Here is a 24,777-nt window from a genome sequence, read left to right as displayed (position 1 = left end):
TCCTCAACTCAAAGAAACAGGCAATTTTGTCACTAAAGATTGTTTCGCTGCTTGTGCAATACGCAAAGCCTGTAAACCATCCCTTCCAGAAACTGGACTTGGACTGTTATGAAGCCAGGCATTATAGAAAGAATCTAATTCTGCCCTAAAAGCTTGATGATAGCGTTCTAGAAAAAAGTATTCAGGATTCGCTTGCTCGGTGACTGCATTGGCGTAATGCATCACCGAATGCTTCAAATGATTATTTGCTATTAGCATCCCTTCTTTGCCAAATACCTCAATCCGTTGATCATATCCATAAACGGCCTGACGACTGTTATCAATTACTCCTAATGCCCCATTAGCAAAACGCATTTGGATAATTGCTGTATCGATATCGTCCAATGCTTCAAAATCAGGATTAATCAGCACAGCACCCGTCGCATACACTTCAACAACTTCGGATTGAGTCAGAAAACGTGCCATATCAAAATCATGGATGGTCATATCCAGAAACAAGCCGCCTGAGGTTGCACAATATTCTTTAGGAGGACAAACCGGATCGCGAGAAGTAATTTTAACAAGATGCACTGCACCAATTTCACCTGCTTGTACTTGTCTTTGTAAATGGGAAAAACTGGGGTCAAATCGACGGTTAAAGCCAAGTTGTAGTAACGTATTGTTCGCCTGAATTGTTTTTAGTACCTCCAAAATTTCTTCTTCATGCAAGCCAATTGGTTTTTCACAGAAAATAGCCTTGCCCGCTTCGCTTACTGCTTTAATCTGTTCCACATGTAAATTCGATGGGGAAGCAATCAAAATGGCATCTAAATTGGGATGCGTAAGCAATTCCTCAAATTGAGTATATTGACCGGTAATAGACAATTTATCCGCCCATGCTTTATTCAGATAAGGATCAGCTATCGCTTGTAACTCAAATTGAGGCAAATGATATTTGATATTTTCGGCGTGCAATTTACCGATTCGTCCCGCACCAATGATTCCTATACGACACATTCTTTGTAGATTTGTACTGTCCATTTCTAATCTCTCACTAGTTCAAATTCGTTTGTTTTTATCCCAGATAATTCTTGACCAATATCTCTGATTTTCTTACCCGCCAACAAATTTTTTTCTATTTCTTCCAGGGAAGTTCCCGTTGTCTCGGGTACAAAATAATAAATAAAGAAAAAAGCCGCAAAGCATAATGAACCAAATAAAACAAAAGTAAGTACGCCTAAATTTTGGTAAATTGCTAAGAAGGAGATCGAGACTACAAAATTAGCCCCCCATTGCACCACCGTGGCAATACTCATCGCTAAACCACGGACAGATACAGGATAAATTTCAGAGATCAGGACCCAGAATAAAGAACCAACACTAATACAATAACCCATCACATAGATTGATAAAGCACCCAAAATCCAAAATTTTTGACTCGGCACTTCCATATTAAATAACAAGCCAACCGCAAAAAGACTCAGTGCCGCAATAAGCGTACCGCCTAACAATAAAAAACGTCGACCTAGTTTATCGACATAAAATAAAGTCAATAATGTAAATAAAAAATTAACAACCCCCATGCAAAAAGTAGCTAAAATCGCATTGGAAATCGGATAAAATCCGGCTGATTCAAAGATCACCGGCCCGTAATACATCACCGCATTTATCCCTGAAAATTGTTGAAATATTCCCAAAGCGATTCCTACTGAAAGAACAAAAATAATGGGCGGCTTAATTAAAAGATTAAATTTGGGCTGAACCGTAGTTAAGTTTCGCTGAATTTCATCAATTTCTTTTTGAACGTTATAACCCGAAGGACGAATCCTTTTTAAGGCATGCATTGCCTTATCGATGCCATATTTTTTCATGAGCCAACGCGGTGAATGAGGAACAAAATGCATTCCTACAAATAAAACCAAGGCAGGAATAGTCCCCATGGCAAATAAAAATCGCCAGCTGTTTGCAGAGTAATCATGAAAGAAATAGCCGATTAAATAGGCGATAGCCTGACCAAAAGTAATCGCTAAGCCATTTATTAATATTAAAGTTCCTCTGCGATTTGGTGGAGCGATTTCGGCGATAAATAATGGTGCAATATAAGAAGCAATGCCAATACAAATGCCGATGATGAATCGCCCCATTAATAAAAGCGTGAGATCATGCGTCAGTGCGCAAAGAAGGGTTCCAAAAATAAAACCCAAAGCAACTGTTTTTAACAGATAACGCCGACTGAGTTTATCCGCAAAGAGTCCGCTGAAAGGAATACCCAAAACGCAACCGAGTAAACTGATACTCACCACCTCAGACCATTGCCATTCTGAGAGAGATAATTGGACCATGACCTGATCCTTCACATCGGCAATCACACTGGAATCAAAACCAAATAAAAAGCCACCGAATCCGGCAATCAAGGCAACAAAAAAAACAAATGAATTAACTCCTTCATTCATAGTATCACTTTCCTTAGCGTTACTTAATCGCTGCTGATGTTATCACCGTATATGGTGAATAAATAGATGGTAAGTAAGAATAAATCGCACTGAGGTTTACCCTTGAAATTTTAATAGACCCTCTCAGGGATAAAGTGTGATCAAGGCAAAAAGAACTTCTTTTTGCAAAGTAAGGCGTCAATCCCTCATCCTCCCTTAGACGGCTTCTCTCCAATGGAGAGAAGGGAAATTATCTGCATATATTATTTGCTAGACTTATGCGCTCCCAAAAGTTGTATCAGCTACTTTCTTCTTATAAACTCTGTTCGGCAACATTCACATTTTAAAATAATGAGCCCTATGCTTAGCCAAATGACTGAGCATTTTCGGGTACGCACGAGATTATGTAAATGGACAGGGTCAGTTATCAATCAACAAGGAATGTATAATGAGTACATATCAATTGTTTAGAAAAATGATCATCATTTTTTATTTAGGAAGCGTTGTCTTATTCCTTGGTTCTTGTGCAGGCAATAAAAACTCCATTCCCCAGAATGTCGGTGGTGAAGAATATGGAACAAACGACTATGGTGGATGGCGTTAAAGTGAAATTTGACCTCAATAGCCTTGTCAGTCAAAATAATTAGTTCTCTTTTGTTTCTATTTTAAAGGACATTTACTTCTTATGAGAATTCATTTGTTCCTGTTTGCCTTAGTCTATTGTGTCGTTGTTCAAGCACAACCGATGATTGCTTTTGAACGTAATGGTTCCATTTGGACTGCCTGCCTTGATGGCAGTCAAGTCCAAAAAGTAACCCAGGGTTACATTCCAGAAATTTCTCCTGACGGGAAATATATTGCCTACAATGTAATGGATAATAGCCCATCAGGAAACCGTTACCTTGCTGTAGTAGAGCTTGCATCCGGTAAGGTAACCCAATTGAACAATATGCCTTCTGCAAATAATTTCAATCCGGTATGGTCGCCTGATAGTAAAAAATTACTGTTCAATACCTTTGTAGGCAGTCATTGGCATCTGGCCTTAATCAATATCGATGGGAGTGGTTATCGCATCATCAAGAATACTGAAGATGAATACAGCCCTGCGTGGGCTGCAGATGGAAAATCTTTTCTCAGTCATGATATTGAAACAATTTATTGGATGGATTTTGAAGGTAATCTAATAAAAAAATGGCCACTCAATGCAATAATTCCTCACGGCATGATGAGCAGTGGCTCCCGTATTCACATCTCTCCCAATGGAAAAACATTGATTATGGACGTAGATATGGATGAAAACATCCACAGGAAAAACTGGGATGAACCTCCGCCGGCCATTTGGACACTTGAGCTTGCCTCAGGGAAGACCATGAGAATTACCCCTAAAGGCATGCTGGCGTGGAGTCCTTTTTGGATTAATTCTGAAACATTTGTTTTTCTGGAACAAGGTTTAAAAGAGAACTCCCCTTCATTGCATCGTGGGTCGTTAAAAAATCCTTCCGAATCACGCTTATTAAAGAATGTGCAAACGCCCAGCGTTTCCCACTAATTATAACTATTCTCAAGTCTTTTAAGAATAACCCGTATTAGTTACTCATAATGCGGGATTTTCTTGTACATGCTAAATGAGCCATATTTGCTGCAGTGCAGTAAAAAATTACTCATCAAACGATGTTTTTTGTGTTTTATCTACTATACTCTCTAATAATTAGGCTTGGTATTTACACAGGTTGTATTAAAAATGTATTCCTCGTTGTATTCATTTCACACGATTTTCCATCAAATTATTGAGCATAAAAATAAAAATCCTCAAAAAGTTGCCTATCGATTTATCAACAAGGACAGCGAATCGGGTTACATAACCTACGATGAGTTGTGTCGCCAGGTATTTCACTTGGGGTACCAAATCCAGCAAAGAACCAACCCCCAAGACCGAGTAATACTTTGTGCGCAACCTGGTTTGGATTTTATTGTGGGCTTTTATGCGTGTCTCGCTACAGGAACGATAGCAGTCCCATTGATCCCCCCTCTCAATAAAATGATGATGAATCGATTTTTACATATTATTAATAATGTAGAAGCTCAATTAATTTTATTTGATAAAAAAACGTCACACATGTTGCATATAGATCAAAAGACCAATCAGTTTATGCCACATTTATTAAAGCCGTTTCTAAGGGTATCAAGTATTCATGAACATTTATTTAATCAACTGAAAGATACACCTCTTAATACCTTATTTATTGACCGATCGCATGAAGTAAATCCACCATCAGAAATTGTCTATCCCTGTGCAGAAAACGATGTCGCATTCATTCAATATACTTCTGGATCTACTTCTGATCCCAAAGGTGTTTTAGTTACCCATGCTAATCTTATGCATAACTCCAGCATTATTAAAGAAATGTGTCAAAATTCTGAAAAGAACTCTGAAGACGTAATTACCTACTCCTGGCTCCCCCCTTATCATGATATGGGGCTAATTGCGGGAATTATCCAACCAACTTATGCTGGTGGAACCTCTATTATATTACCAACCTTAGACTTTATTCAGCGCCCTGCTCGTTGGGTTGAGGGAATCTCCAAATACCGTTGCAATCTCACCGGGGGACCTAATTTTGCTTATGAGTTATGTGCGTTAAAAACTCCTGAAGACTTGCTGAATCAGCTGGATTTAAGTTGTCTACTTACTGCGGCCAATGGGGCAGAGCCAATTCACTATAAAACAATGGAACTATTTTATAATACTTTTGCTAAAGCAGGCCTCAAACGAAATGTCTTCTTACCCTGTTATGGCTTAGCTGAGTCTACACTGATGGTATCTGGTAAATCATGTTTGACTGACGATATAACCTTTTCAGTCAATAAGAAAAAATTAAAACATAATCGTGTTGAGGCATGTGAGATCGAAACAGAAAAAACGGTTCTTGTCAGTTCCGGAACACCACGAATGCCTTTAAAAATAGTGAATCCCGTTGATCAGAACGAATGTGCATCCCTAGAAATTGGTGAAATTTGGGTACAAAGTCGGTCTGTAGCAAAAGGTTATTACAATAACCCAGATGAAACAGAGAAAGCATTTCATGCTCGTCTAAAAAATAACCCAGATCAAGGGCATTATCTGCGGACAGGTGATCTTGGTTTTTTATATCAGAATGAACTGTATGTATGTGGGCGAATAAAAAATATGATCATTATTCGTGGCCAAAATTATTATCCCCATGATATTGAATTAGCGGTTGCTCATGCCGATCCCTCAATTCGCAAAAGCTGCGTTGTTGCCTATGCAAGTCAATTTAATGATGAAGAAGGAGTGGTTATTGTCGCTGAGGTAAAAGCAAATACTGAGCCGCACTCCTATCCTGAAATGACCACTAAGATCAATCAAATGCTCGCCCAGGAAATTCATCTTGCAGCAAAACAAATCCTATTAGTACCTCCCAAATCAATTCCTAAGACCACCAGTGGTAAATTACAGCGAATCAAATGCAAAGAACTCATAGAGGAAAATAAAATCACCCCTTTATTCTCCTATTGTGCAACAGATGATTTAAAAGAAAATAATTTGTCTTATCAAAAATTGGAAAATCAACTGATGGCCGTTCTTGAAGATACGCCAGAGGATAAACGCCAACAACTTTTGCAAAATTATCTGCAACAGCTCATTAAAGAGGTGGCGCATTTACCTCAAGAGACAGTAATTGATCCAACGCGTCGTTTTTTGGAACTAGGCCTCGACTCCATAATGTTCATTGAATTTAAAAACACGCTGCAAAAGCTTTTAGAAGATACGATTACTCTAACAAATGAGGTGTTTTTTGAAAACGATCACATTGCATCGCTGAGTCATTATCTTTTAGAGCAACTGCAATTTAAAAAACCGATTGCACAATCGTTCCCCGCTAAAAATTTGCCTCAGGATATCCATTTTGAGGGAGGAGAACATGCCGTCTTATTATTATATGGGCTCAGTGGCACGCCGCTTGAATTAATGTATTTAGCCAGAAATCTCAATCAACAAGGTTATAGCATTGAAATTCCTCATATTGATGGCTATGCCTATCTTAAAGATAAAAACACGAATGTCCCTCATGAAGAATGGATAGAATCAATAGCTCGCTATTTTCAGCGCATGAAAAAAAAATATAAAACCGTTTCAGTTGGAGGGTTATGCGTTGGTTCTATTCTCAGTCTGAAACTTGCTGCATTGTTTCCCTCACAGGTTAAATCGTTGATCATTCTTTCCCCCTCCTTTTTTTATGATGGTTGGGCCGTGCCCTGGTATTCCTTTTTATCGCCGATTATTTATCACACGCCGCTGAAATATTTTTTTTATTATAAAGAAAAGGCACCCTATGGCATTAAAAATGAAGAAACAAGAAAAATGATTGAAGATGAAATGCAGAAAAATCGATACTCCATTACAGGTGGCTCAAAGATATCCTATTACCGGCTCTATGAGGCACAGCGATTAAACAAAAACGTGAAACGACATTTAGCGAATATCAATTGTCCCATACTGATGATCCATGCCGCTGAAGATGAAACGGCAAGTGTTCGAAATGTACGATTTCTAGAAAAAAAGATTCATTCTAAGACTAAGAAAAAAGTCATTTTAACTAACAGTTATCATATTGTTACAGCAGATAACGACAAAGATATAGTCGTTGATGAAACCATTAACTTTCTGAGACAAAATGTAACTGAATGATGTCTTCTTGAATGGGCTGGTTTTAAGGGTACATTCATGATAGCTTTAAGAAATCAATACAAATATTAGCTCAAACATCATGAACCATTGGATTATTAAAAGTATCTTATGCAGTCTACTCTTCACCTACTCAACCTTTGGTTTTACTGAAACGCACAGGGACAGTGTCTCTAAAGAAGAAGTGAATGGTACCTTCATTATGCATTTTCCTGCCCCTCATAATGATGTTACCAATACGCTCACTGTCGATGCATTGGGTGGTGGAAAAATTAAAATTTCTTTTCAGTTAATATACCCTTATATGGCCAATGGAGCGCTTCAAGCCAATACTGGAGAATTATCCGGCATAGCCCGTATTAAAGGGGATACTGCAATTTACTCTTCATCTGAATTTGGCCAATGTACCATCACAATAACCTTCATCAAACCAGGAATGGTGTCTGTAAAACAAGAAGGTGCTGATTTTGATTGTGGTTTTGGACATAACGTCTATGCCAATGGAACTTATTATAAAAAATAGCCCATTATTTCGAATGCTCCAGTCGATGCGATGGGATTCAGTTGCTTTCGTTTAGTGATTATGCTTTGATTTTACTTAAGGGAATTAACTGGCAAGTATAATGATATACGTCCTTTATTTGTTTCTCTTAATCAGTCTCATGATTGTATTGAAACTTAAGCTGATATCATTTAATCAAATAATTCCGTCCTTATCCTACTTTACATCAAAACGTAATGCTTTAGAGCATGAAGATTTATTAACTCTTTTTGATAAATTTAATTATGAACATGGCGATGGTGTATGCCATGGTTTTACATTAACCTGGGCACAGGAAGCGGCTCTAGGGTTAGATTATCAATTTTATAATCGACTTAACTTAATTAAAAAAGAAAAGGCAACCTTACCCCATACCTTACATACAATTACCGAAAAAATAAAAGCAAGTCTGTCATTAACCAAAAAAGAGCGAAAACTCAATGAAATAAAGCCCTTTCTTGAAGCCGTCTGCCTGGCTCAATCTCCCGATGATTACGCTGAAATTTATGCCCAATCAATCCAGCAGTCGGACATCGATATCATCTACAAGATGATTCAGTTGAACCTGAGTAGAAAGCAAAATACCGTTAAAAATCTTTTCAGTAAAACAATGAGCTTCGCATCCCCCAAAGAGGTTAACGAATTTTTTCATCAACTAAATGTGCTCCTCAACGCTAAAAATCAAGTCGTGGTGGTATGCAGCAGCGAAGAACATACCGTCGGCTTTAAAAAGCATAAAGACAATACTTGGTTATTTTTGGATATCAATCACATGTATGAACAAACTGAGGAATACCCCTATCAACTTTTAACGAGTGAAGAACTGGTCCCCATTTTGTATCAATCCCTTTTTGAAACCAGCACGCATTTAATAGTTCATTGTTCTTTCATTGCGAAAACAGGTCAGCGAAGATTAACTGAACATATCCGGGGGCTTGGTTCATTATACCCTATCCACTCCCCCCCCCTAATCACCAATTGTCGTGGTTATGGAGCTCTCGCTCTGGCCGTGCAAAATGATGATCGCAATACCGTGCGAGCACTACTGCACTTGCATAAAAAATCTCCTGTAATCAGTCAATCCGAATTAGAACATGCGCTCTTTTATGCAGCAGCATGCAATCGATCAGACATTATGAATCAACTCAAAAATATTCCTACAATCAACATCAACCAATCTTGCGATCATGCTGGAAATTCCCCACTTGGAATTGCTTGTAAATATGGTAATGAAGCGATTGTGAAACTGCTACTTCGAGATAATCGTATTGAAGTGAACCCGACAAACGCCAAAGGGATGACTCCCTTAATGTTAGCCTGCAAATCATCCTACACACAAAAGAAGCCGGCACTCTTTCAAATGCTTTTAGCAGCAGGGGCCAACGCAGAACTCACTAATACCAATGAAAAATCAGCTTACGACATCGCCAAGGAACATGATAATCAAACAGCTTTGCAGATTATAGGCTCTTATCACCCTAAACCAGCTCCTCAACCCAGTGCTGCTGTAGCAAGCAGCCGGAATTCTGGAAAATCAAAGCATGGAACCATGATTTCATTTTTTCTAAAGACACCGGAAAAATCCATCATGAAATCCTCACAACAACATTGCAGCAGTCCAATAGAAACTGAAAGCGCAGGTGCGACACAAACAGAACTACCCTATCTTTAAATCACTTTCATGATTGAAGTTGTCTGTCATTTCTTAGATCAACTTCTCGGATTTTAGATTGTTCCGCCTACACGGCCCACACAGCCCTTTAATTTCTACAGTACAATTGATTATTGAAAACTCAATTGAATTTGCAAATTCTGTAACCGCCGCGAAATCAATAATGCATTCTAATTCTTTGACGAAATCACATTGATTGCAAATGAGAAATTGCGCCTGCCCCACATGATGTCCATGCAAACAAGCAACATAGGATTTAAGGCTATCAATACAATGGATAAACCCTTCTTGATGCCAAAATTGAATCGCACGATAAACTGTAGGTGGTTTTGGATTTTCAATTTGTTGGGATAATCTTTGCAGAATTTCATAAGCACCAAGAGGTTTTCTCGCATCCGCTAATATTTTGAGGACACGCTCTCTTGGCTCCGTAAATCGGTAGCCATGTTTTATACAATGCTTATAGGCCTTGTCCAACAAAGTGCATTTCATCAATCATTTTTATTTAAAGTGCTCGAATATTCTATTATACCACAGTCCTTAGTGTCTGTTTACCATTCTACTCTCTTGGTTATAAACAAGTTCAAAATCGAACACAGTGAGGGGTTTCCACACTGTAATAACGTTTTACGTGGGAGATCTCTTGTCTGAAGTGAGCGTTGATGTAAACCGACCTTATTTTATAAAAATAATTAGGGCGTGTTGACAATTCATCCCCACCGCCTACGTGCCGCGACGTGTTCGCGGCAACCAGCCGATCTTAATCAGTGGCAAATTTCTTCATAAAGATCATGCCATTCTGTATTTAGGTTCTCAATCAAATTTAACTTCCACTGCCTGGGCCAATTTTTGAATCGCTTTTCACGTCGAGCAGCTTCTATATAGGTTTCATGAACCTCATAATAAACCAATATATGTACATTGTACTTAGCTGTAAATCCCGGAATCAGGTTGTTTTTATGTTCCCAGACTCGTTTAATTAAATCTGATGTTGAACCAGCGTATAGTGTACCATTTCGCTTGCTTGCCATAATATAGACATAAAATGACTTCATTTTGCTTCCTTGTTTTGATCAGAGTGTTGGACTCAATGCGATGATATCACCTAAATTTCACTGATTACATTGGTAGCCAAATATAGGAACAAGCCATTGCGAGCATTGACGCATAATTTCTCTTCAATTTATCATATCTTGTGGCAATAGCTCGAAAAAGTTTAAGTCGCGCAAATACGTTTTCAACTAGATGACGATATTTGTATAGACCCCAATCAATATCAGCATTCCCAGTTTTAGAGTTCGTCTTCCGAGGAATCATTGGAGTAGATGATTTTTGCCTAATCTGATCTCGAATTTCCTCGCTATCATATCCTTTGTCTGCAATGGTGTAATCAGCTTTAGGGAGTGTTTCAATGAGACCTGAAGCTGCTTTAGCATCATGTACCTCTCCGCCAGTCAATTGAAATTCAATCGGAAGGCCGCAAGCATCAACTGCCCTATGAATTTTTGTTGTATTACCACCAACGGATTTCCCTATTGCTTGATGTTTCTTTCCTATGGCGCCTGAGCTATGTTGATGGGCACGAACGATACTGCCATCAATAAATTCCGATTCAAGATCAGGATGTTGTATGAGCGCTTTGAAAATCATCATCAACTTGTTCTTTGAGGACCAACGATTGAATTGTTGATAGGCAGAATTCCAAAATCCAAACTCTTTAGGTAGGTCTCGTCAAGGGCAGCCTACACGCATGCGATATAACATTGCCTCAACCATCATACGAACATTAGGTTTGTCATATATCTGATGTTGTAGCATTATCTCCTTTAGCTTAGACCATAGCTCATCACTGAGCATCAGTCTAGCCATTGCAAACTCGTTTTATACTTGATATTGAAATCGATATATTATGAGTTTGCTCTTATTCATCATTAGATTAGAGCAATGAATTAAGTTCATCTTTAACTTGACCATTTCCTGGATGCCGCGAACACGTCGCGGCACGTAGCCGGTGGGGACGAATTGTCAACACGCCCTAAATTAATTGTAAAAGTTGTTTTGGTTTAAAAATCATTAAAAGTGTCTTGTTCTTTGGCAAGATAATGTTACAATGTAACACTTTTTTGATATTAGAATGTTTAGCAGTCACTATTCTGGCGATTTTTTAGCAGAAAATTCTTTGCTGCACCAGACTCAAAATCGAATCGTTAGGTTTAAAAAGTACTGTAATGGTCATGATATGTCTGAAATTAATATTGACGTACAACTGATAAAGTCAGGAAAGCTCTCTACCAGTGGGCTTTTACAAAAAGTGGATAGTTACCCCTCATTAACATCTATATGTCCTATAAATGGAGGAAACCATGCATCTTAATTATTATAGATTCCGCCTTTCAGGTGACACCCAACTTTTCGCCCAAGAACAAACTGCAGCACACATCGAACAAATTTTGCATGATACCCACAACCTGAAGTTAATACGGGTAGCAATCGATTTGACTGATCCTAACCCAAGTATCAGCTTATTATGTAAATCCCCAGATACCCAGGTTTTACAAAGAACCATAGCTGAGCGTTTAATGGAAAAAGGGATTGCGTTAACCGAATTGCTCGAGAATGAAACCATTTGGTATGATGAGGAAACACCGCTTGAAAATCCTGTTTCTCCATCTCAACCGGTACATTCTGAACATCTTAAAAAGAAGCGAAAAAAACGTAAACCGCATGAGCATGCCGATGAGGGCTCTCATGTACAGTCTCTAGACCATTTTCACGACCATGGTCAGGGTCATGACCTTAGTCATGAACACGGCCATAGTCATGGTCACAGCCATAGTCATGGTCACAGCCACAGTCATGGTCACAGCCACAGTCATGGTCACGGTCACGGTCACGGTCACGGTCATTCTGATGAGGATACTCATGAAAATCATTGGCTTAAAGCTGCATTAGGTTTGATTTGGGGAATAGGTCTGCTCGTCCTTTCTATTGCCAGTTTTAATATTCCTCTAACAGCCTATATTCTTATAACTGGCCTTACCACTTTAATGACCTTATATTTGGGATATAATGTATATAAATCAGCATGGTATTCATTACTTGAAAAGAAATGGGATACCACTGCTTTATACACGATCAGCACTTTAACTATCGTCGCGGTGTCGCTTGCAAGCCTGTTTATTCCAGGACTCCCAATGATGTTCGAGGCGGCTCCATTAGTTTTGGGATTTTGGCATTTAGGTGAAGGAATTGAACATACCTTAGTCGGTGCAATTGAAAAAAAATTAGATGTACGTGATTGTTTGCCTCCATTAGTCCTATTAAAGGGTAAACCCAATAAGGAAATTTCGGTCCGAAATTTAATTCCTAACGATAAGATCATCATTAAAAAAGGAGAGGTGATTCCGGTTGATGGAATATTAACGCAGAAAGCATTGCTTTATACGACTCGAATTGATGGCTCTCCCGAGCTTAAGGAGTTCAAGCCTGGGGATGAGGTGAAAGCAGGCATGCGCTTAGCCGATCATATTCCTTCGTTGGAAATGCGCGTTACAACAACCTATCAAAAATCCTACCTGTCATTAATCGCAGAAAATATTGATAAAGCAAATGATGAGAAAGCCCCTGTCGAGCTATTTGCAAATCAAGTCGTGAAATATTTTGTTCCTGGTTTACTCCTGGTCGCTCTTGTTTCGGGTATTGTCATAGGTACTCTGGTTAACCCTGCACTGGCTATTCAATGTGTGATCTCCGTTCTTGTCAGTGCATGTCCCTGCGCTTTGAGTTTGATTACACCCATGGCAGTTAAAATCGGCATGAAAAAAGCCTCTGAAAACGGAATTCAGTTTAACAACGGAAAAGATCTGCAAGCAGCAGCTGATATAGATACCGTTGTTTTTGATTTAAATGGCACCCTTACCCAAGGCAAAAGTGTGGTGCAATCACTAACAATTGACGATAAAAAATTTTTGCACCACCTCGCCTTATTAGAAAGCCAGTCCGATCATCCGATGGCATCAACTATTAAGTCTTACATAGCAGGCCAAGGCGTTGTTACAGATCAGCAGTTGAAAATAACCTCCGTTGATAAAAGTTATCATTCTGGCATAAAAGGCGACATTGATGGCGAAACATTCATGGTAGGCAATAAAGAGATGCTGCTTGCGAATGGAATTAGAACGATTAATGAACCTTATAATGATCCTAAAAAGGGTTCTGTTTATATTGTGCGCGGGACCCAAGTTATAGGCCAAATTTCTTTATTTGACCCTCTACGTGAAGACGCTTTTGCGACTGTAGAACAATTAAAAGAACTTGGAAAAACAGTACACATTTGTACCGGAGCAGATCAAGACACCGCAGAAAAATATGCTGCATTACTGGGTATTTCCCCCCAAAATATTAGTGCAAATACTGTAGGTACGGCCACTAAGCCTAATGAAAAGCCTAAAAAAAATTACATCCTAGAGCTAAAACGCAAAGGATATAAGGTGGCGATGATAGGTGATGCCACCAATGACCTGGAAGCCTTTGCATACGCTGATCTCGCCATTGCAGTTAAATCACGTATTGGCGATAAGATCATCCAACAAAAAGCAGGAATCGTCATTCACCAAGGCGTATTATTTCCTATCGCCACTGCATTTGATGTAGCAGCAAAAACAAAACAAAATATTGCCCAAAATTTGTTTGTAAGCTTAACTTACAACTCAGTCATTACTTTAGTGGCAGCAGGATTGTTTGTGGCCATTGGTTTTGCGCTGAATCCCATCCTCGGTGTTGCAATGATGGTGCTTGAATCTGCTATTGTGTTAACCAATTTGTACCGGTTTAAACAACAGGAAGTTGTATTGGCTGAAACGAATAAAGGGACCACACTCGATTTAGAAACGCCTAAAGAGAAAACCTTTAATCCTTTGTCTGCATTAGGTTTTCCCCCTCAACCTAAAAAAGATTTAACACACATGGGGGAACCTCAAGATATAGGACCTTACGTTAAAAATATATTTGCACCGGCAGAACCTAAGCAAGCTCTTCATTCACCCCAGCCAGGCTCACAAGAGAGCTTATTTCAACTCTGTTGACGGCATGGAGCCTTGGGTAGACTTTTAAAGCGCGCTTCACCATTTCAGGTGGTGATCAAACCTAGAAATGGTGTCTTTCTCGTATACCCATTTTAAGGGGCATTGGGTGGCAAATGCTGCTTATTATCGTCCGAGAAAGACTCTTTTTTAATGTTCGCTCTACTTGTATTGGTACTGGGATTCCAAAAAAGAAACCGTCTATCTATATCGTCATGAGGAACTAATAGGCACTGCTCCTCAGGGAACTCTTCCCAGATCAAATCACAGGGATCCTCAAGCTGATAGTCACTTAAATGAGTGTCAGGTAGTAATTTATTTTTAAATCGATCCGCATACAGAACACACTGATACACCGAAATAAATTTTTGATATTCACTAAAAGAACACTGTTCGTAATTGTTACTCCTACGAGCATAAAGAATAAACATCAATTCATTCACTGCTGTTGATGACTGCAGATCGACAGTGATTGATTCTGCACTATTTTTTTTATTAATTATAAGTTTCATGGATGACCATTTTCTCAATTGCCCCTATTCATTAATATATAATGGGAAGAAATCAATATCTAGTAAACCACTCAAATGGTTCTGAGCTTATTAAATCATGCCAGAAAATACAGTGGAGCAACCTATGGAACAAAAAATCTGATCAGTGGGTTGAAGTGACCTGTTGATCTTAGCTTAGGCGCTTCCCTTCACCCCAGCGATGATCAACATGTTCGCATGTCTCAAATTGCGATGCATTCATCAGGCCAAACACCGCATTGAACTTGCCCAATATGCTTTTTTTGCAACAGAAGCATCACCAAACGCGATTGCCCTATGCCACCACCAATCGTTTGCGGCAAAGAGCCCGCAATCAATCGCTGATGCCAATCATAATCCAAACGATGTTGATGGCCTGTTAATGCCAATTGATATTTCAATATGGCTTCATTCACTCGGATACCCATAGAAGAAATTTCAAAAACATCGTCGATGATTGGGTTCCATACCAGAATATCTCCATTTAAGCCTGTAAATCCCACCTCATTTACTGAGCTCCAATCGTCATAATCTGGAGCACGAACATCATGCGGTTTTCCATCTGATAAAGAACCACCAATTCCAATTAAAAAAACAGCACCATATTTTTTGGTAATAGCCCGCTCTCTTTCTTTAGGAGATAGATTAGGATATAGAGCAAGTAATTCTTCTGTATACATAAAATGAATGTATGAGGGTAAAAATGGAGTTAAACCATAAAGATCACTGACCGTTTTTTCCGTTTTTTTTATGGCATCATAGAGCTCGATGACCGTTTGTTTTAAATAATTCAAGCCACGGTCTTTAGTATCGATAACACGCTCCCAATCCCATTGATCCACCAATACAGAATGAGTCGCACTTAATACCTCTTCGTCAGGTCTTAAAGCAATCATATGGGTATAAATGCCTTCTCCAGTTGGAAAGGCAAATTCTCCGAGTAACTTTCTTTTCCATTTAGCTAAGGAATGAACGATTTCATAAGTACGATCCGGTATGGCTTTAACCTTGACTGAAACTGCTTGTTCTGTACCGGACAAATTATCTTGCACGCCATCGCCTACACAAGTCAATAATGGTGCTTGCACTTCAACGAGGCCTAACCGTTGTTCGAGTTCACGAGAAAAAAAAGATTTCACAAAACTTATTTGTTTTTGTTTTTCAATAAATGCCTGTTTCATTCAACTACCCCACAATAAAATTAAGTTAACATTATATTGTATTTTCCTATTATTTTTATTATCAAATTAAAATATGTATGGATATAAAAGATAATATTTAATAAAATATCAAATAAATTAAATAATATATAAAAATAACCTATGAAAGACCTGGAAAATTATCAAATCGATGATCTTGACAAGAAAATACTCCATGCATTAATAAAAAATGCACGTACTGCTTATGCGGAATTAGCTAAAGCTTATGCTGTAAGCCCGGCTACAATTCATGTTCGCGTTGAGAAAATGCGGCAAGCAGGTATTATTGAAGGGGTGCATGTGCACATTAACCCCAAACGGCTGGGGTATGATGTCTGTTGTTTTATCGGGATTACTCTGAATCATGCGAAAGATTACCAATCCGTCCTGAAAAAGTTAGAAGCTCTAGAAGAAGTCCTTGAAGCTTATTACACTATTGGTCATCATTTTAATATTTTTATTAAAGTCATGTGCCAATCAATTGATACCTTACAGCAACTTTTGGTGAATAAAATTCAGCTTATTGAGGAGGTGCAATCCACCGAAACCCTTATCTCCCTGCAAAATCCAATTATGCGCTCAGTGACACCTTAATCACTTCATGGGGGGAGTAACATCAATTTTGCTCTCTTCTTCCAAGAACGCCTTCTTTAAGTGATTCAGAGTCGAAATCACTTCATCCATACTAGGCCTATCGTCAGAAGATCGTAAAACCATCTTGTTGACTAAAGACCTAAGTCCCATATCCAGTTCGGGAGAAAACGTTGGGCTTTCCAATTTTTCTATCTTTTGTAGTAGTATCGAGATGATGCACCCGACCGAATATACGTCAATTTTATCGTCAATCATTACCTCGATTTGCTTATTAAAAGCACTGAGCAAATCTATGGGGAATATAGATGGACTCACCCCCCCTAACCTCGACTTTTGCGCCAAACGCCTTGCGGTGCCAAAATCAATTAAATATACTTCGTCCGTTTTGCTATCGAATAATATATTCTTTGCATTAAGATCTAAATGAGCCCAACCTGTAGCATGCATTTTTGCTACAGCCTGAACGAGATTGTTAATTAGATCAAATAATTGTTGAGGCGATTTACCATCCGGTGTAAATTTCGAGATGGGCTGTCCTTTTATGTAGGGCATAAAAAGATAAGACTTGTGATAAGAAGTAGACTTTTTAGACTCCTTTCTCTCTCTATGCGTTACATTTTTATTTCCCTCAATAAATTTGCTATTTAAATTCGCTTCTTCCTCAGTAACACGTACAACCTGCTCACGAGTTTTAAGTCCAAGACTATCACTTTGAATCGACACTGCTTTAACAACTTTTGCATTATCTTCATTGCGTTCTTTTTCGATTAATTTATCACCACTTATTTTAAGGGTTTTAAGGATAAACTTAACCGTCCCTGCTCCTCCCATTCCCAAACGTAAACCTACTACTTCATATTTAGTATTTTTCTTGCCTTGCTCGGGTAAAACTGAATGTGATAATGAACATTTTGAAATGCCATGCGGCGTTTGAACGAAAAAAATTTCATTCTTTCTTATTTTTACATCTTCAATATCATCTGGATTTCTTTTTTTTGACTGCTCAATAATCTTTTTGAGCATTTCTTTGTCATTGTCAGTTAATGGCTGATTGAAATCAATTGTGTATTCTTGATCGTCTATTTGAATGTTTACTTGATTCATTAGCTTATTGACAAAATTCATCAATTCTTCATATTGGGCATGATCTTTTCGAATGTGTAACGACTGCAAAGCATCAGAAAGAATGATCCTGCATTTTTCTAGTCCCTCTGGTTCATTCTTCGAGTGATGGATGATAAGCCGTATAGAATCTTCTATGTGTTTTTGGTAAGGTTCATTAAACTGTTCAGGTAACTTATGTAAATCCCCTTTTAGCATCGCAGCCGTCTCGTCAACCAGTCCACTCATTAATTTCTCTCTACTGGTATATCCAGTTGTTTCTTGCAACACGACCGATAAAGCCGCAAGACCTTTAGCATTACTATTTTCAAAAAATGATTTATCTCTGCTTAGGTGTCTTATCGCTTCTTGTATGAGGAGTATTAGGAGTAAATTTTGATCTGGTTTGGAGACGTTGTTTTTCAAAGATTCCAATCTATCTATGATTTCTAATCGAGATAAAAAGGGTGCGATTTTTTCAATATTATCAAGCGTCCTAAGTTGAAGACCAGCAGAAGGAAGCGTCAATTTTATTTTTTTAATCAAATCATTAACTATACTTACTTTAGTTTCATCCCTCATTTCATTAAATTGGGGCATAAAAACTTCTTATAATTCCAGATGATATGTGCAATTATAGCACATACAGTTATTGTAACGATCATTTGGACCTAAGGGGAAGATGCCTGGCTATATACCTCCATAGCGGTCAAGTGAAGCAAAAAGTGAATGGTGTCATTCCCGTGAGGGCGGGAATTCATCCATGATTGAGCACCATGCTAATACAATAATGGATCCCGACGTAGGGTGCTTTAGATTGATACATTGACGTGTGGGTCACCTATAATTAGCTAATCGAGAATGGTTTATATGGAGTAATAATGAACCGGACAACTCTTCTTAGTACTTGCCTCCTTGGACTTGTCCTAATGCAAGCAGGCTGTGTTACTGTATAGGGAACGACTGCAAGTTCATCTGATGCTATGAGGTATGTTGCCTCTTCTAAGGATTCCACACTACCAATAACACTTAGGTCGGGCCTTGGCCCGACCACTCTTTAAGGTTCACTTAAGCTCTACTAAAACTCATAGACCATTATTTTTCAGCTTTTTTAACGGAATTCTCATTCGGAGGAACCACAATAGCAAAAGGCTCACTGGAACTGCCTTCGATGAAATTATTTAATAATTGCACTCGAACTAAAACTCGCATTGTCTTACTTTCCTCAGAACATTTTGTTTCTTGCGGTTCACGTTTACAATTTGCAACTTGATGTACCGTATCGATAGGACTGTTGTCGCTATCAATCACTTTTTGGTGTTCTAAATCAATAAGAGTTAATGCCAAATGACTCAGCTTCCACTCATTTCCTTCGTCAGTGTAACCCACACGTCGTTCATGGACTAGGGTAACCTTTTGCCCTCTTTTAAGGATGGTCTCATATTCCCATATTGGTTTTTCTACGGTTAACTCACTTTCTATAATATTATTTTTCTGTTGAAATGCTTTTTCCATGTTGAGATACCCCCAGCCGTAGGTTCTATTCCACGCGGAGCCCATAATTTTAGTGTGTCCAGAGTCTTCTGTACCGGCATCGGTCCAGGTATCTGCACTGTTAATTAGTAACGCTTTAATGGCCATAGGATTTGTGATTCCTGCATCCTGTAATAACAAGGCAGAGGCACCTACATGCGGTGCTGCAGAACTGGTGCCACCCATGAGGCGGTATCCATCTTTATACTTCATCGCATTCGAATAGACAAAGCCATAAACTTTAGGATCAGGAGCGCATGTAAAGGTATCATGACCTGGGGCGGTTAAATCAGGTTTACGTCTTCCAAATGGCGTAGGCCCTCGGCTGCTGGTTTCCCTTATACGATGTTTGCTTCTATCTGCGGCTTTAACAATAACCGAATCATTTTCGGTAACCACGGTATTCATATTGGCAATTGTAAGTCCATTGTAATTATCACCAGGGACGGTTAGCGTGGAGGCAAAAGTATATTGATGTGCTGGCTCTATATATCCAGCATTTCCCGCTGATTTTACCCAGAGGATTTTTTGGGTATTGACTACATAGTCTATGACTTTTGCGAGCCCGCTCCATTCAGGACACGCAGGACAATTTAAATCCAGTCGACCATTTCCCATACTGTAATTAATGATAGTGGGCTTAATTTCAGAACGGTTCACCATCCAATCTAAAGTTTCCATAGTACGCATAATACTTGTTGGATCCGCGGTTTCCTCTCCAGCTAACCCAGAAATGATGGTAGATGCTCCATAAGACATGCCTTTGTATTTTTCATGGTTACTCGCATAAATACAGGCTACTCCTGTTGCATGGGGTTCTTTTACTCCATTAAGATGATTTGAATACCCAGAACCTACATCTTGCTGCACTATTAATTTTTTGTTGGATAAAGAAGGACGCAAAGGATCTACCCCAGTGTCGATTATGCCAACAATTCCTTTTTGGCCAGTATAACCATGCGCCCACCAATTATTTACATTCGGATAAAAAGATGAAGGCGCCAATTTTAAAACTTGGGCATTGACATCCAACTCCGGTGAGGCTGCGGTATGTGAAGAAATTTGTGCCGCTGCGTCTAAATGAGCAATTTGATAGAGTATATTGCGATCCTTTGGAACTTGCAGTGCGACTGCAGGCATAAACCCTAAATCTTGTATATTTACATCCGGAATTTTTTTAATCTCTTCGATAAACGATTCTTTTTCCAATTGATTATGCAAGAAAACCAGAAGTGATAATGTAGCCTGCTTTGAACCTTTAGGATATTTAAACTTTTGAAGCACGTCGGCATCGATAATTGCCTTTGCGGAAAGAATAGGACTTACAACGACTAACATCATTGCAAGATAAAATCTTTTGAATGTATACCCCATAGAGTTCCTCATTTGCGCGGTCTAACATAATAAAATAATTTTTACCTTCCAGGTTGGCAAATTATTGTTATTCTTTGCATCCACAAAGGAATTTTAAAGCAAGGGGTCAAAAGAGGAAAGCGGTCTCTGTAAAAAAATTCCGTCGATACAACAATATAGCGTCAAACCAAGTATTATTTCGGATTTCGAGGAATAAAAACTATTGTTTGAGCCTAGGTGTATCCCATTATTTTTTAGAATGAGCTGGATATTACGAGATCAGTGAATTTAAATCATACCGGTATCGTTGCAATTACTGCATAAACAGTAGCTTCGATATTTCTTCGCTGGCAGAAAGACACCATGCAATGTTGAGTGCATCGGTATATTGCAAGGGTTTGATAATGCAGCCTGATACATGTAACTCACTTTTAGCAATTTTTTCTTTAGTCGTATATTCACCGGTAAGTAAAAAAACTTTCACTTTTTCAAAATCAAACGTTTTTCTTACTTCCTTCAAAAAATCGATACCATTCATCTTGGGTAAGTTGAGATCAAGCAATATCACCTTCGGGTTAATTTTTTGCTTGCCATGACGTCCATACAACATATCCAGTGCTTGTTTCCCATCCTTGGCTATAGCAATATTCACCTTTTTTTCCATTTTGGCAAATACATGCTGCATCGCTTCAATATCAAAAATATCATCTTCTATATATAAAATATCCACGTCCATAGTCAGAATCTCCTATCGTTTGGCAGATGCTATAAATCCTTCTTATACTTTATATTATACATCAGAATATTGAGCGCCGAGACTTGTGGATTACATGAGTTTCGTGGTTATTGATCCCAGCTAAATTCTGATTTTGAAGGCGCAACTGAATCAACCATATTTTTGGAATCAGTTGGTTGATGTAGAGATGCTGGCTTCCAAAACATATCTCTAGGTAGAGCAATTTGGTGTTTATTTAGAGTCTTAGCTTTTTCATCCACGAGCAAGTCAATTAATTTATCATCTGAACTTGCTTGTGGACGACGCAGATTCGCAAATTTGGCCGATAATCTTATTTTTTCATTCAAGGGCTGAATTAGACTAAAATAATCATTCAAATGTTGTTCAAGATTCAGCGCACATGATTTAAATGTTTTTAAATAGTTGCTCAAACACAGATCTGAATCCATTTCCACAAAAACCTTGATATCAAATTTTGCTCGTAATTTTTCTTCTAAAAAAATATCAGGCCCAAAAACAATAACATCGTGGGGTGCATTCTCAACTGCGGCCAGGAGCAGCTCGATAGAATCAAAACTAGAACTATCAATGAGCACGGTGGTCTCTTGATTTAATAAAGAATAACATCGCTCACTGAGCCCTTTAAAATCACTACCTATAGGTCCACAAACAGCCAGTATTGTCATTGCAATTGCCATGATGATTAAAATAGCGGCAATAATACCTTGTTGATAGCAAATTTAAAACTATTAAATCAAATGGTACATATCACTCATGTAGTCTCTATAGGAATACCATCTACTTTTCTTCCTACCATGTCGGTCCAACATATGGCTCCATAGATCGGTTTATAAAAACGTAATTTTTGATCCCGGTATTGAATCATATCTATTTCTGGATAACTGTCGTATGACACGAGTTGCAGTAACCCGGGCCCCATAAAAATAAGTTGAAGGAACAAAAAACGAACTGGGTATGTTGGCTGTGCCATTTATATTATCCGTGGGATCAGCTCTTAAAACCCGATAAGATATACTTTGCCATCAGGTTAGAGTAATGACCCGGTGGCTTTTCAAAGCTGCTAGATATTGGAATGGAATTCTAATTCATTAAAAAAGGAGTTTATTATGAAAATAAGCTGTTTATTAGGTACTTTGTGTTTATCACCCCTTCTTGCTTTTGCTCATTCAGATCCCGGTTTAGATGGTCTTATTTTTTCTCCAGTAACTAAGAATAAAAATACCGTAGTCAGACATTATAGTAATGAGCAGGTAAGACCTAATTTGCATCAAATGACTCAAAGAACCGTTGATTTTCCAACTCAAATCGTGCGAGTTCGTGGCAATGTGACGGGAATGGGTCTCAGTTGCGAAGAGGTGGAAGATGAAATAGAACGTGTTTTTTCAAAAAAAATCACCCCTGATTTGTTTACTTACAACACATATATCAATTGCAGTTATGATCAGGAGAGCCCCGATGAAGACGCGGTAAGTTTTTCTATCCAGAGTTATTTTGATCCATTAACCGATAAAGCCGTTGATTATTTAAAAGCCTATCTGCAAGAATATAACGGATACAATTTATTTAATACTGCAACATTGGACTTTGAGAGTGCCAAAGGTGTTATTGTATCGATGAATCTGAATGCGGGTTTAAAAAACAACCCCAACCAAGTTCCCATGACGCTGTACCGCCAGGATCGAAAAAATCTTTATTTTAAAAGTAATTTTGAAATGAGAAAGGAATTAATTGCCGATATTTATCAACGATTTTATTCGAACAACCCTGAGGTGATTCTACCCTTTTTGGACAAATGGATTTTCTCTTTTGCAGGCAGCATTTATCACTCGGTTTTGAAGGCATCCAATTATCTTGAATTACAACCTGAACGTATCTTTGTGATGGAAAAGGAAGGAGATATCTTTGTATCCGATTTAAGATTTTATTTCGCCAACCTGTGCATGAAGAGAAACCCGAATAAATATTGCTTGTAATTAGTCATTCAGAACCTGCTCGAGTGGGTTGGGCCTGCTCAATAGATACTAAATGCATGGAAGTTTTTTGTTGGGCCTTGGCCCAACATTTCCTTAAATGAAAATTGGAGCTTTTGTTGGGTCCAGGCCCGGCCTAGCCCAAAAAATCTATCCTTTATGAAATAACATCGTTACATCAATTGGATCAAAAGTATATTTCTTATTGCAAAAATCACATCGAATGGCCACTTCGCCTTGTTCTTTTAATAGTTCGTGTGCCTCTTCCTCACCTAAAACATTCAATACCTGTTTCATTTTCTCCAGGCTACAGCGACACTTGAACTGCGTTTTACGGCTATCAAATATCCTTAGTTCCGTTTCATGATAAAGACGATGGAGCAATGTTTCATTATCTAAAGTAAGGAGCTCAATTTCACTGACTGTTTGACCTAATTGAACGGCATATTCCCAAAATTGTTCTCTTTGTACCGTATCTTGGCCTGGCATCAATTGCAGTAACATCCCCGCAGCGGCGCTCTCATTAACAGCCAACCAAACACGCGTTGATACCTGTTCGGATTGAGCAAAATAATTCATTAGATTCTCACCCATGGATGTTGATTGAATAGGAACCATGCTTTGGTAAGAGTTCGTTTGATTGTTTTGATTAATGGTAATGACCATCTGTCCTTCGAGAAAAGCGGTAGCGTATTCTTTGGTTTCCAGATTTTCAGCAAATTGAGCAAAAGCCCTTACATTAAACTCATGGTCACATTGTACCAATAATAAAGGAAGACGTTTATCGCCCTGAAATTGCAAATTTAAACTGCCTTGAAATTTAATACTCGATGCCAAAAGCAGACAGGAAACTATAGCCTCCCCCAACAAATTTTTAACCATCGGAGGATAGTTCCGTTGGCTCATAATCGTTTGGAAAGTATTTTCAATATGGACAATTTCACCACGAATATTGGCATGCTCAAAAATAAAGCGTTGTAGGGTATCAGATTCTTTCATAACAGACTCAAATAAAATGACGGCAAACCACAAGAACGTTGTGGCCGTGCAAAGTATAACATAATTTTTTTATTATTTTCCTGGAGAAAAAATTATCTTGAACTATGCTTTTAGAACCTCCCTCTTAAAAATTTAAAGGACTAAATCATGATAGATAAAAACATACTTGCCCCCCTCTTTAAAACCATTGATAAGGTTGTTTTTGGTATTGAAGAATCAAAAGAACCTGAAACCAAACCCGAATTCATTGAAATTGATAGTGAAGAAGAGTTTGATGTCGAACGCTCGATGAATTAGTAGTTGATTCGATTGCCTAAGCGGGCAATAA

At 38.4% G+C, this 24,777-nt stretch carries 21 protein-coding genes and 1 pseudogene; 9 read left to right on the top strand and 13 right to left on the bottom strand.

Annotation, left to right across the window (positions count from 1 at the left end; translation table 11 throughout):
- Positions 1 to 3: 3 nt before the first annotated feature.
- Together iolG and OQJ26_RS00415 are read right to left on the bottom strand one after the other, a co-directional pair.
- Entirely contained in the window at positions 4 to 1,020 is a 1,017-nt protein-coding gene (gene iolG, locus OQJ26_RS00420) for an inositol 2-dehydrogenase (protein WP_265701934.1), read from the bottom strand.
- A gap of 2 nt (positions 1,021 to 1,022) precedes the next feature.
- Complete coding sequence (locus OQJ26_RS00415) at positions 1,023 to 2,432, bottom strand: sugar porter family MFS transporter (RefSeq protein ID WP_265701933.1); 1,410 nt, start codon at positions 2,430 to 2,432, stop codon at positions 1,023 to 1,025.
- 427 nt (positions 2,433 to 2,859) lie between these two features.
- Here OQJ26_RS00415 and OQJ26_RS00410 point away from each other — a divergent pair, with 427 nt between their 5' ends.
- The 5 genes from OQJ26_RS00410 (at position 2,860) to ankG (ending at position 9,332) form a co-directional block, all read left to right on the top strand.
- Positions 2,860 to 3,015, top strand: a complete 156-nt coding sequence (locus tag OQJ26_RS00410; RefSeq protein WP_265701932.1) for a hypothetical protein — start codon at positions 2,860 to 2,862, stop codon at positions 3,013 to 3,015.
- 81 nt (positions 3,016 to 3,096) lie between these two features.
- Positions 3,097 to 3,960, top strand: a complete 864-nt coding sequence (locus OQJ26_RS00405) for a TolB-like translocation protein (protein ID WP_265701931.1) — start codon at positions 3,097 to 3,099, stop codon at positions 3,958 to 3,960.
- A 192-nt stretch (positions 3,961 to 4,152) separates the two neighbouring features.
- Entirely contained in the window at positions 4,153 to 7,122 is a 2,970-nt protein-coding gene (locus tag OQJ26_RS00400) for an alpha/beta fold hydrolase (RefSeq protein ID WP_265701930.1), read from the top strand.
- Positions 7,123 to 7,201: 79 nt separating this feature from the next.
- On the top strand, positions 7,202 to 7,642 hold the full coding sequence (locus OQJ26_RS00395) for a hypothetical protein (RefSeq protein WP_265701929.1): 441 nt from the start codon (positions 7,202 to 7,204) through the stop codon (positions 7,640 to 7,642).
- A gap of 100 nt (positions 7,643 to 7,742) precedes the next feature.
- The gene (gene ankG / locus OQJ26_RS00390; RefSeq protein ID WP_322783949.1) at positions 7,743 to 9,332 is read left to right on the top strand and encodes a Dot/Icm T4SS effector AnkG/AnkZ/LegA7; all 1,590 of its coding nucleotides are present in this window, start codon (positions 7,743 to 7,745) and stop codon (positions 9,330 to 9,332) included.
- A 33-nt stretch (positions 9,333 to 9,365) separates the two neighbouring features.
- Here ankG and OQJ26_RS00385 read toward each other — a convergent pair whose 3' ends face one another.
- The 3 genes and pseudogenes from OQJ26_RS00385 to OQJ26_RS00375 form a co-directional block, all read right to left on the bottom strand.
- Positions 9,366 to 9,824 carry a Fur family transcriptional regulator gene (locus OQJ26_RS00385; RefSeq protein ID WP_265701927.1) on the bottom strand — a complete coding sequence of 153 codons (459 nt, stop codon included), beginning with the start codon at positions 9,822 to 9,824 and terminating at the stop codon, positions 9,366 to 9,368.
- Between the two features lie 272 nt (positions 9,825 to 10,096).
- Positions 10,097 to 10,387: a GIY-YIG nuclease family protein gene (locus tag OQJ26_RS00380; RefSeq protein ID WP_265701926.1), complete on the bottom strand. Its 291-nt coding sequence runs from the start codon at positions 10,385 to 10,387 to the stop codon at positions 10,097 to 10,099.
- A gap of 64 nt (positions 10,388 to 10,451) precedes the next feature.
- A pseudogene (locus OQJ26_RS00375) lies at positions 10,452 to 11,201 on the bottom strand (IS5 family transposase).
- Positions 11,202 to 11,695: 494 nt separating this feature from the next.
- Between OQJ26_RS00375 and OQJ26_RS00370 the strand changes: the two are divergent.
- Positions 11,696 to 14,416 carry a heavy metal translocating P-type ATPase gene (locus OQJ26_RS00370; protein WP_265701925.1) on the top strand — a complete coding sequence of 907 codons (2,721 nt, stop codon included), beginning with the start codon at positions 11,696 to 11,698 and terminating at the stop codon, positions 14,414 to 14,416.
- Between the two features lie 92 nt (positions 14,417 to 14,508).
- Here the strand turns inward: OQJ26_RS00370 and OQJ26_RS00365 are convergent, their stop codons facing one another.
- Together OQJ26_RS00365 and asnA are read right to left on the bottom strand one after the other, a co-directional pair.
- A complete protein-coding gene (locus OQJ26_RS00365; protein WP_322783948.1) occupies positions 14,509 to 14,925 on the bottom strand; it encodes a hypothetical protein in 417 nt (138 codons plus the stop codon).
- A 221-nt stretch (positions 14,926 to 15,146) separates the two neighbouring features.
- On the bottom strand, positions 15,147 to 16,124 hold the full coding sequence (gene asnA / locus OQJ26_RS00360; RefSeq protein WP_265701924.1) for an aspartate--ammonia ligase: 978 nt from the start codon (positions 16,122 to 16,124) through the stop codon (positions 15,147 to 15,149).
- 141 nt (positions 16,125 to 16,265) lie between these two features.
- Here asnA and asnC point away from each other — a divergent pair, with 141 nt between their 5' ends.
- Positions 16,266 to 16,736, top strand: coding sequence for a transcriptional regulator AsnC (gene asnC, locus OQJ26_RS00355; protein ID WP_392538265.1), 471 nt, complete (start codon positions 16,266 to 16,268; stop codon positions 16,734 to 16,736).
- Here the strand turns inward: asnC and OQJ26_RS00350 are convergent, their stop codons facing one another.
- The 5 genes from OQJ26_RS00350 to OQJ26_RS00330 form a co-directional block, all read right to left on the bottom strand.
- On the bottom strand, positions 16,737 to 18,437 hold the full coding sequence (locus tag OQJ26_RS00350; protein WP_265701923.1) for a protein kinase domain-containing protein: 1,701 nt from the start codon (positions 18,435 to 18,437) through the stop codon (positions 16,737 to 16,739).
- A 495-nt stretch (positions 18,438 to 18,932) separates the two neighbouring features.
- Complete coding sequence (locus OQJ26_RS00345; protein WP_265701922.1) at positions 18,933 to 20,744, bottom strand: S8 family serine peptidase; 1,812 nt, start codon at positions 20,742 to 20,744, stop codon at positions 18,933 to 18,935.
- 292 nt (positions 20,745 to 21,036) lie between these two features.
- Positions 21,037 to 21,459, bottom strand: a complete 423-nt coding sequence (locus OQJ26_RS00340; RefSeq protein ID WP_265701921.1) for a response regulator — start codon at positions 21,457 to 21,459, stop codon at positions 21,037 to 21,039.
- A 107-nt stretch (positions 21,460 to 21,566) separates the two neighbouring features.
- Positions 21,567 to 22,145, bottom strand: a complete 579-nt coding sequence (locus tag OQJ26_RS00335) for a nucleoside/nucleotide kinase family protein (RefSeq protein ID WP_265701920.1) — start codon at positions 22,143 to 22,145, stop codon at positions 21,567 to 21,569.
- 86 nt (positions 22,146 to 22,231) lie between these two features.
- Positions 22,232 to 22,450, bottom strand: a complete 219-nt coding sequence (locus OQJ26_RS00330; protein WP_265701919.1) for a hypothetical protein — start codon at positions 22,448 to 22,450, stop codon at positions 22,232 to 22,234.
- Between the two features lie 136 nt (positions 22,451 to 22,586).
- On the opposite strand from OQJ26_RS00330, the gene OQJ26_RS00325 reads away from it, so the two are divergent.
- Entirely contained in the window at positions 22,587 to 23,453 is an 867-nt protein-coding gene (locus tag OQJ26_RS00325; RefSeq protein ID WP_265701918.1) for an Lpg0189 family type II secretion system effector, read from the top strand.
- A gap of 147 nt (positions 23,454 to 23,600) precedes the next feature.
- Here OQJ26_RS00325 and hslO read toward each other — a convergent pair whose 3' ends face one another.
- On the bottom strand, positions 23,601 to 24,449 hold the full coding sequence (gene hslO / locus OQJ26_RS00320) for an Hsp33 family molecular chaperone HslO (RefSeq protein ID WP_265701917.1): 849 nt from the start codon (positions 24,447 to 24,449) through the stop codon (positions 23,601 to 23,603).
- A gap of 147 nt (positions 24,450 to 24,596) precedes the next feature.
- Between hslO and OQJ26_RS00315 the strand changes: the two genes are divergently transcribed.
- Positions 24,597 to 24,746 (top strand): hypothetical protein, encoded by a 150-nt coding sequence (locus OQJ26_RS00315; RefSeq protein ID WP_265701916.1) that lies wholly within the window; start codon positions 24,597 to 24,599, stop codon positions 24,744 to 24,746.
- Positions 24,747 to 24,777 lie beyond the last annotated feature (31 nt).

This window comes from Legionella sheltonii, assembly GCF_026191355.1.
Classification (GTDB): Bacteria; Pseudomonadota; Gammaproteobacteria; order Legionellales; family Legionellaceae; genus Legionella; species Legionella sheltonii.
This window is presented reverse-complemented; position numbering and strand designations above follow the sequence as displayed.